This window comes from Lysobacter enzymogenes (genome assembly GCF_017168095.1).
Classification (GTDB): domain Bacteria; phylum Pseudomonadota; class Gammaproteobacteria; order Xanthomonadales; family Xanthomonadaceae; genus Lysobacter; species Lysobacter enzymogenes_D.
Genome location: NZ_LXSD01000402.1, coordinates 1 through 8,821, shown reverse-complemented (window position 1 = coordinate 8,821; position 8,821 = coordinate 1). Strand labels below are relative to the sequence as shown.

Below are 8,821 nucleotides of genomic sequence, written 5' to 3'. Positions count from 1 at the left end.
CCACCCGCGCCAGTCCGCAACGCTTGAGCCAACGAGCGACGAACGGATTGGCCATGCCGACCACCGCGCGGAACCAAAGCAGCCGATGCCCCGGCAGCAGCTCGCGCAAAATCCGGTCGGCCTCGACGATCTCGCGCCGCATCGCCGCCGGCCCCAGCCGCCAGAACGCCGCAGCCGGGTGGCTGGCGCTGTGATGGCCGATGCCGTGGCCGCGCCGCACGATCTGCGCCAGCAACTCCGGCCGCGCCCGCGCGCGCTCGGCGACGACGAAGAAGGTCGCCTTGGCCGCGTGCGCGTCGAGCAGGTCGAGCATCGCCTCGGTGTCGTCGGACGGGCCGTCGTCGATGGTCAGCCACACCACCGGCTCGCGCGTGGGCAGCCGCCGCAGCACCGGGCTGAACAAGGCCGAGCCGGGGCGCAGCGTGCCCCAGACCATCGTCAGGTGGCTCAGCGCCAGCGCCGCCAGGCCGATCCGCCAGCCGCCGGCCCACCACAGGCCGATCACCGCCAGTTGCGAGGCCGCGAACAGCCACAGCGCGGCCTCGGGGTGACGGGGCGGGCGATGGCGGACGGTCGGGGGCATCGGTAGAAGGGGACGGCGGGCGGGGAGATCATCGTAGCGGGGCGGGCGTTGTGGGGCATTGTCGGGCGTGGGACGGTCTGCGGCGTAGCAGGTCGGGCGGGAGGCGGGAACGCGGCAGCGGAACGAAGGGCCTCGGGCCTGAAGGCCCTCCCACAAACAGCGGCGCGAGGCTGCGAACCTTTCCGGAAAGGAAGGTCGGCCCGTCCCCTCGCCGCGCTCGCCACTTGCATCGGCGCGCCGCCGCCCCCATGTGCCCAGGACTTCCGCCAGCTCCCCGCTACCTCCATGTCCCTGACTCCCGAACTGCGCTCGCGCATCGAAACCCTGCTCCAGTCCAACCGCGTCGTGCTGTTCATGAAGGGCGGCCCGGACGCGCCGCAGTGCGGCTTCTCGGCCAAGGCCGCGGGCACCCTCAACGCGCTGCTGCCGCAGGGTTATGCGCATGTCGACGTGCTCAGCGATCCGGAGATCCGCGAGGGCATCAAGGCCTACGGCGAGTGGCCGACCATCCCGCAGCTGTACATCGACGGCCAGTTGGTCGGCGGCAGCGACATCATTCTGCAGATGGCCGCCAGCGGCGAGCTGCACGGCGCGCTCGGCCTGCCCGCGCCGGACCGCAGCCCGCCCAAGCTCGAAATCACCGCCGCCGCGGCCAAGATGCTGCGCGATGCGGTGGCCGGCGCCGGCGAGAACTACGCCGTGCAACTGGAAGTCGATGCGCGCCACAACGTGCGCCTGCAGCTGGCGACGGTCGACGCCGACGCGGTCGCGGTGGAGATCGACGGCGTGCGCGTGCAGACCGACTGGCTCAACGCGCGCCGCGCCGATGGCGTGTCGATCGACTGGGCCGACGACGAGCGCGGCCGCGGCCTGGTCATCACCAACCCGAACGCGCCGCCGGCGGTGCGTTCGATTGCGCCGGCGCAGGTGCGCGAGCGCGTGCAGGCCGGCAGCATCCGCCTGATCGACGTGCGCCCGGCCGACGAGCGCGCGCTGGCCCAGGCCGACGTCGCCTTCGACACCTTCGACGCCGGCACCGACGCGCTGGAAGCCCTGCCCAAGGACGCGCCGGTCGCGTTCCTGTGCCACCGCGGCGGGCGCAGCGCGCAGGCCGCGGAGCACTTCCGCCAGCTCGGCTTCCGCGAGGTCTACAACGTGGTCGGCGGCATCGACGCCTGGGCCGACCTGGGCGGCGGCATCGCCAAGTACTGAGCGCGCGCAGCTCGCCGTATCGCGGAGCCGCGGCCTTCGGGTCGCGGCTTCGTGCGTTTTGGCAGGCACGTTCGCGACGAAAACCGGCTGCCCCCTGTAGGAGCGGCGCAAGCCGCGACCGCGACATCGCGCTTACGACGCAAGCGAGGTTTCGCGGTCGCGGCTTGCGCCGCTCCTACAGGGGCTCTGCGCGACACAGATCAGCCCTTGAAGCCGCCGCCGTCCAGATAGGCCTGCTCGTCGGCCGTCGTCGTCCGGCCCAGCACCGGATTGCGGTGCGGAAAGCGGCCGAAGCGTTCGATGATCCGCTGGTGCTGCAGCGCCCACTGCGCCGGGTCGCTGCCGTCGCCGCTGGCGGGCAAGGCGCGATGCAGTTCGACCGAGCGCCGCTGGTCGGCGAGGTCTTCGGAATGCTCCAGCGGCAGATAGAAGAACGGCCGCAGCGCCGGCTCGACCCCTTGGTCGTGGCCGAGTTCGAGCGCGCGCCGCGCGTAGTGGCGCGCCAGCGGATCGGTGGCGAAGGCGTGGGCGCTGCCGCGGAACACGTTGCGCGGAATCTGGTCGAGCAGGATCAGCAGCGCCAGCGCCGATTCGGCGTCGCGCTCGACCCAGTCGTCGTGCTCGCGCCGCGCGGCGGCGAAGTGGGCTTCGAGGAAACCGCTGCGGCATTGCTGGTCGAAGCGGTCGTCGCGATCGAACCAGCGATCGGGGCCGGCGTCGCGCCAGAAGGCGACGACGTCTTGGGCGGTGATGGACATGGCGGATCCGGTTGCGGAAACAGGGCCGCACCGTAACACGGCGCGGCGCGGCTGCCGAAGCCTGTCTGCAGGAGCGGCGCGAGTCGCGACTGCGACATCGCGCCTACGACGCAAGCGAGGTTTCGCGGTCGCGGCTCGCGCCGCTCCTACAGGAGGATCGCGAAGTACGCGGCGATCAGGCGCCTTCGCCGAGCTGCGTTTCCAGTTCGCTGATCCAGGCCACGGTGATGCTCTCCATGGTCACCGCGTAGATCAGCGGCCGCACCGCGCCGGACGAGTACGACTGCGCGATGAAGCGCGCGTGCCGCTCGCGGAACGCCTGCCAGGCCTCGTGCGCCTGTTCGAACGCGGCGCGGCTGTCGCCGTCGAGCTGCTCGCGCAGGTGCGCGACCACGCCGTCCAGGCGGGTCTGCTCGCGGCCGAATTCGGCCAGCGCCTGGCGGTTCATGTCGGACTGGCTGACCGCGTCGTTGCCCTGGTCGCGGGCGATCGCCTCGGCCTTGCCGACGTAGCTGTCGGCCACGCGCACGGCGTGTTCGGCCTTGCCGATCAGGCGGCTTTCGAAGCGCTGCAGCTCCTCGACGCTGGTGTGGGCGCCGTCCAGTTCCTGCTTGAGCGCGAGCAACTGCTTGCCGCGCTCGATCGCGTCGACGGTGCCGCGACGTTCGGCGATGCGTTGGATGAAGTAGAAGGCCCAGGTGAGCAGGGCGCCGATGACGGTGAAGATGAGCTGTTCCATGACCTGTCCTCCGGTCGTGGAGGACAGTGTCGCGGGCGGGGGTCTCAGGCCTTCGGATGGCGCGTGTCGGGCGTCGCAAAACCCCTATAAAAATAGCGGTTTCCATGACGATCCATGAAGCGTTCAGCGCGCCGTCGCAGTTCCATCGCCGGGCGCCGCCGCGGCCAGCAGCGCGCGCAGGATGTCCTGCGAGCGGCGCTGGCCGTAACCGCGGCCGTAAGCGCTGGACTGGATCGCCACGACCAGGCGCAAGGCCGGTACCAGATACAGCTTGTTGCCGCCGTTGCCGGAGGCGAACACCACCTCGATCGCGCGGCCGTCGATGTGCTGACTGCGGCGATACCAGAACCAGCCGTAGTCGTCGGCGTACGGGTCGGCGGCGGCGATGCGCACGCGCGGCGCCAGGATCGCGCGCAGCGTATCGGCGCGCACGACCGCGCGCCCTTGCCAGACGCCGCCGTCGAGCGCCATCTGGCCGATGCGGGCGAAGTCGCGCGCGCGCAACGACAGATTGCCCTGGCCCTTGGCGTGGCCGCCGGCGTCGCGCTGCCAGCGCCACTGCTCGATGCCCAGCGGCGCGAACAGATGCTGCCGCGCGAAGTCGTCCAGCGGCTGCCCGCTCGCGCCTTCCACGCACAGGCCGGCGAGGTAGGCGGTCAGCGAGTTGTAGGCGTAGCGCGTTCCCGGCGCTTCGCGACGCGGCACCGACAAGGCGAAGGCGACCGGGTCGGCGGCCTGGTCGAGGCGATCCTCGTTACCCGGCGATTCGGCGCGCTCGTCGTCGGCGTCGAGCCCCGAACGCATGCTCAGCAGATCGCTCACGCGCACGCCGGCCAGTGCGCGGCCGCGCGCGTCGGGCAGACAGCGCGTCGCCGGCTGCTCGAAACGCAGCCGCCCTTGGTCCGCGGCGATACCGGCCAGCAGCGCGGTCACGCTCTTGCCGGCCGAACGGATGTCGTGCAGCGATTGCGCGTCGGCGCCGTTGTAGTAACGCTCGGCGACGATGGCGCCGTCGCGCGCCACCACCACCGCCCGGAGGTCGGCGCGGGCGTCGCCGTCCCAGCGCGCCAGCACGCGCGCGAGGGCGGGGTCGGGTGCCGGGTCGGCCACGCGCTCTGCGGCACGCGCGGCCGCAGCCGCCGTCGCGACGCACAAGCACAGGCACAGCAGCAGCCGAAACGGATCGCGCATGCGGAACTCGCGGACGAAAGCGGGAGGGGTCGGCGCTCGCAGGGCCGGCGCCGAGTATGCCGCCTGAACCGGCGAATGCGCACGACCGCCTACAGGGCCAGCCCCCGATCGGGCGCCGCGCCGCGATGAATCGCGTCGAGATCGACCCGAGGGTCCGCACAGCGCGGGCCTTCGTTCAAGCGCCGCACGAACGCAGCCAGCATAGAAAAAGCCCGCGAAAGCGGGCTTTTTGATTTGGCGGGCGCCGGCGCCGGCCGCCGCTCACTCGTCGAAGCGCAGATGCCGCACCGACTTGCCGTGGCGGCGGATCAGCTTGAGCGCCTCGATGCCGACGCTGATGTGGGTGTCGACGTAGCTGGCGCTGACCTTGGCGTCGGAGGCCTCGGTCTTGACCCCTTCCGGGATCATCGGCTGGTCCGACACCAGCAGCAGCGCGCCGCACGGGATGCGGTTGGCGAAGCCGGCGGCGAACACGGTCGCGGTCTCCATGTCGATGGCCATGCAGCGCATCGCGCGCAGGCGCTCCTTGAAGGCTTCGTCGTGCTCCCAGACGCGGCGGTTGGTGGTGTAGACGGTGCCGGTCCAGTAATCGTGGCCGAGGTCGCGGATGGTGGTGGACACCGCGCGCTGCAGCGCGAACGCGGGCAGCGCCGGCACTTCCGGCAGCAGGTAATCGTTGGAGGTGCCCTCGCCGCGGATCGCGGCGATCGGCAGGACCAGGTCGCCGAGCTGGTTCTTGCGCTTGAGCCCGCCGCACTTGCCCAGGAACAGCACCGCCTTGGGCATGATCGCCGACAGCAGGTCCATCATGGTCGCGGCGTTGGGGCTGCCCATGCCGAAGTTGATCATGGTGATGCCGTCGGCGGTGGCGCTGGGCATCGGGCGGTCCAGGCCGACCACTTCGGCGCCGGTCAGGCGGGCGAAGGTGTGCAGGTAGCCGCCGAAGTTGGTCAGCAGGACGTGTTCGCCGAACTGGTCCAGGGGCACGCCGGTGTAGCGCGGCAGCCAGTTTTCGACGATCTGTTCTTTGTCTTTCATGGGGTTTTCCCTTTTTTGTTGTTGTAGTCCGACTATTGTCGCACGCCCATGACCATCGTCAGGGTTGGCACGGCCGCGGACGGCGGCTAGGGTTCCGAGGCTGGCCCGGGCCAGCTCCATAAGTCCGCGTTCTTCGGGGGAAATCCATGTTCCGACCCTTCCTGGCCGGTTGCGGCCTGGTCCTGCTCGCCGGCGCGGCGCAGGCCGCGGCGCCCGCGCCCGCCTCGCGCTACACCCAGGATCCCTATCCCAGCACCTATAAGCCGGTCGCCTCCGGCCCGGTGCTGCTGCGCGGCGCGACCGTGCTGACCGGCACCGGCCAGCGCCTGGACGGCGCCGACGTGCTGCTGCAGGGCGGCAAGATCGTCGCCGTCGGCAACCGGCTCGACGCCCCCGCCGACGCCACGCGCGTCGACGCCAGCGGCAAGTGGATCACCCCCGGCATCATCGACGTGCACTCGCACCTGGGCGTCTACCCCAGCCCCGGCGTGAGCGCGCACAGCGACGGCAACGAGATGACCAGCCCGGTCACGCCCAACGTCTGGGCCGAGCATTCGATCTGGCCGCAGGACCCGGGCTTCGCCACCGCCCTGGCCGGCGGCATCACCTCGCTGCAGATCCTGCCCGGCTCGGCCAATCTGATCGGCGGGCGCGGCGTCACGCTGAAGAACGTGCCGGCCACGACCTACCAGTCGATGAAATTCCCCAGCGCGCCGTGGGGCCTGAAGATGGCCTGCGGCGAGAACCCCAAGCGCGTCTACGGCAGCCGCAACATCTCGCCGGGCACGCGCATGGGCAACGTCGCCGGCTACCGCGCCGCCTTCATCGACGCCAGCGAATACCTGCGCAAGACCACGCCCAAGAGCGCCAAGCCGGCGAAGAAGCGCTGGTGGCAGAGCTCGGCGCCGGCCGCGGCCAGCGACAGCGAGAAGGACACCGGCGGCAAGCGCGACCTCAAGCTCGACACCCTGGCCGGCGCGATCAAGGGCGACATCCTGGTCCACATCCACTGCTACCGCGCCGACGAGATGACCACCATGCTCGACCTGGCCAAGGAATTCGGCTTCAAGGTCAGCGCCTTCCACCACGGCGTGGAGGCCTACAAGATCGCCGACCGGCTCGCCGCCGAAGGCGTGTGCGGCGCGCTGTGGGCCGACTGGTGGGGCTTCAAGATGGAGGCCTTCGACGGCATCCAGGAAAACATCGCCATCGTCGATCGCCCGGCCAACAGTTGCGCGATCGTGCATTCGGATTCGGAAGAAGGCATCCAGCGGCTCAACCAGGAAGCGGCCAAGGTGATCGCGCACGCGCGCCTGGCCGGGATCGAGATCGCGCCGGAGCGCGCGATCCGCTGGCTGACCCAGAACCCGGCCAAGGCACTGGGCATCGGCGAACGCACCGGTACCCTGGAGGCCGGCAAGATGGGCGACGTGGTGGTGTGGAACGGCAATCCCTTCAGCGTCTACGCCAAGGCCGAGCAGGTCTACATCGACGGCGCGCGCGTGTACGACCGCAACGACGCCTCGCGCCAGCCCACGTCCGACTTCATGCTCGGCCAGCCGGCCGCCCAGGGCGCGGCGGCGGGAGGTGTGCGATGAGCCGCTTCGCTGCGTTCGCTTCGCCGCTTGCTTCGTCCGATGCGGCCGCGCTCGCGCCCGTCGTTCCGGCGAACGCTGGAATCAACCGAAGCGACGCGACTCCCGCTTCGGCCGAAACGGCATCCCTCACACCCGTCATTCCGGCGAAAGCCGGAATCCATTTTGCTGTTGCGGGTGGAAACGGCGAAGGCGGAAGTTGCGCGATGAATACGAAAGCAAAATCAAAATGGATTCCGGCGTTCGCCGGAATGACGGATTGGGGAGTCGCGATGAGCCGCCCGGGCAATAAGCGCCTCGTCCGCACCGCCCTCGCCGCCGCGCTGGTCTGCGCCAGTTTCGCCGCCAGCGCGCAGAACGTGCTGATCCGCAACGCCACCGTCCACACCGCCACCGCGCAGGGTTCGCTGGAGAACGCCGATGTGCTGGTGGCCGGCGGCGTCGTGCGCGCGGTCGGCCGCGGCCTCAGCGCGCCAGCCGGCGCGCAGGTCATCGACGCGGCCGGCAAGCCGGTCACCCCGACCCTGTTCGGCGGCATCACCGAGATCGGCCTGGAGGAAGTCTCCGGCGAGAAATCCACGGTCGACCAGACCGTCGCGCTCGGCGCCGACACCAAGGAAATGACGGTGCGGCCGGAGTTCGACGTGACCTTGGCCTACAACCCGGATTCGGTGCTGATCCCGGTGACCCGGATCGAAGGCATCGGCTGGACCCTGCTCGGCGCCGGCACCGCCACCGGCGGCTCGATCGTCGCCGGCCAGGGCGGCGTCGAGCGCCTGGACGGCGGCGCCGACCCGATCGGCCCGCGCGCGCTGTTCGTGCGCCTGGGCAAGGACAGCCTCGGCCTGAGCGGCAGCTCGCGCGCGGCGCAGTGGATGCTGCTCGACCAGCTCATCGACGAAACCCGCGGCCGCATCGCGCCCGACAATCACGCCGCGCTGCTGACCCCGGCCGGCCGCGCGACCTTGCAGAAGTACTTCGGCGGCGGCGGGCGGATCGTGTTCGGCGTCGACCGCGCCGCCGACATCCGCCAGTTGCTGCGCTGGTCGTCGAAGCACCAGCTGCGCATTGCCATCGCCGGCGGCGCCGAAGCCTGGCGGCTGGCGCCGCAGCTGGCCGCGGCCAAGGTGCCGGTGTTCGTCAATCCCTTGTCGAACCTGCCCAGCGACTTCGACCAGGTCGGCGCGAGCATGGAAAACGCCGCGCGCCTGCGCGCCGCCGGCGTCGCGGTCGGCTTCAGCGAAGGCGGCGCCTCGCACAACGCGCGCAAGGTGCGGCAGCTGGCCGGCAACGCGGTCGCCGCGGGCCTGCCCTGGGCCGACGGCCTGGCCGGCCTGACCCGAGTGCCGGCCGAGGCCTTCGGCGTCGCCGGCGAAGTCGGCGCCATCGCCCCCGGCAAGCGCGCCGACCTGGTGCTGTGGAGCGGCGACCCGCTCGACGTGGCCAGCGTCGCGCTGCAGGTGTGGATGGACGGCCGCGCGATCGAGATGCGCAGCCGCCAGACCGAGTTGCGCGATCGCTACCTGCATCCGGACAACGGCTTGCCGCGGGCGTATCCGTTGCCGGCGGGGCGGTGAGCAAAGACATCCGCGCGCCCCCCCCACTTACCTTCATGCCCGCGGAGGCGGGCATCCAGGGCTTTATCGAGGCATGACTCTGAAGTCTCTGGATCCCCGCCTTCGCGGGGATGACGGCTGGGAGCGGC

8 protein-coding genes are annotated in these 8,821 nt (G+C 70.9%); 3 read left to right on the top strand and 5 right to left on the bottom strand.

The genetic code is table 11. The annotated features are described in order from the left end of the window. Positions 1-583, bottom strand: a 583-nt coding sequence (locus A7A76_RS16845) for a polysaccharide deacetylase family protein (RefSeq protein ID WP_206412286.1), incomplete at its 3' end; no start/stop codon positions are given. A gap of 285 nt (positions 584-868) precedes the next feature. Here A7A76_RS16845 and grxD point away from each other — a divergent pair. Beyond that, complete coding sequence (grxD, locus tag A7A76_RS16840) at positions 869-1,795, top strand: Grx4 family monothiol glutaredoxin (RefSeq protein ID WP_206412285.1); 927 nt, start codon at positions 869-871, stop codon at positions 1,793-1,795. A gap of 200 nt (positions 1,796-1,995) precedes the next feature. On the opposite strand, the gene A7A76_RS16835 is transcribed toward grxD, so the two are convergent. The 4 genes from A7A76_RS16835 to A7A76_RS16820 form a co-directional block, all read right to left on the bottom strand. Beyond that, entirely contained in the window at positions 1,996-2,553 is a 558-nt protein-coding gene (locus A7A76_RS16835) for a DUF924 family protein (protein WP_206412284.1), read from the bottom strand. A 175-nt stretch (positions 2,554-2,728) separates the two neighbouring features. Next, a complete protein-coding gene (locus A7A76_RS16830; RefSeq protein WP_206412283.1) occupies positions 2,729-3,292 on the bottom strand; it encodes a lysozyme inhibitor LprI family protein in 564 nt (187 codons plus the stop codon). Positions 3,293-3,415: 123 nt separating this feature from the next. Then, positions 3,416-4,483 (bottom strand): serine hydrolase domain-containing protein, encoded by a 1,068-nt coding sequence (locus tag A7A76_RS16825; protein ID WP_206412282.1) that lies wholly within the window; start codon positions 4,481-4,483, stop codon positions 3,416-3,418. A 261-nt stretch (positions 4,484-4,744) separates the two neighbouring features. Beyond that, the gene (locus A7A76_RS16820; RefSeq protein ID WP_206412281.1) at positions 4,745-5,521 is read right to left on the bottom strand and encodes an AMP nucleosidase; all 777 of its coding nucleotides are present in this window, start codon (positions 5,519-5,521) and stop codon (positions 4,745-4,747) included. A 146-nt stretch (positions 5,522-5,667) separates the two neighbouring features. On the opposite strand from A7A76_RS16820, the gene A7A76_RS16815 reads away from it, so the two are divergent. Then, the gene (locus A7A76_RS16815) at positions 5,668-7,119 is read left to right on the top strand and encodes an amidohydrolase (RefSeq protein ID WP_206412280.1); all 1,452 of its coding nucleotides are present in this window, start codon (positions 5,668-5,670) and stop codon (positions 7,117-7,119) included. Between the two features lie 269 nt (positions 7,120-7,388). Further along, positions 7,389-8,693: an amidohydrolase family protein gene (locus A7A76_RS16810; RefSeq protein WP_206412279.1), complete on the top strand. Its 1,305-nt coding sequence runs from the start codon at positions 7,389-7,391 to the stop codon at positions 8,691-8,693. Positions 8,694-8,821: the final 128 nt, after the last annotated feature.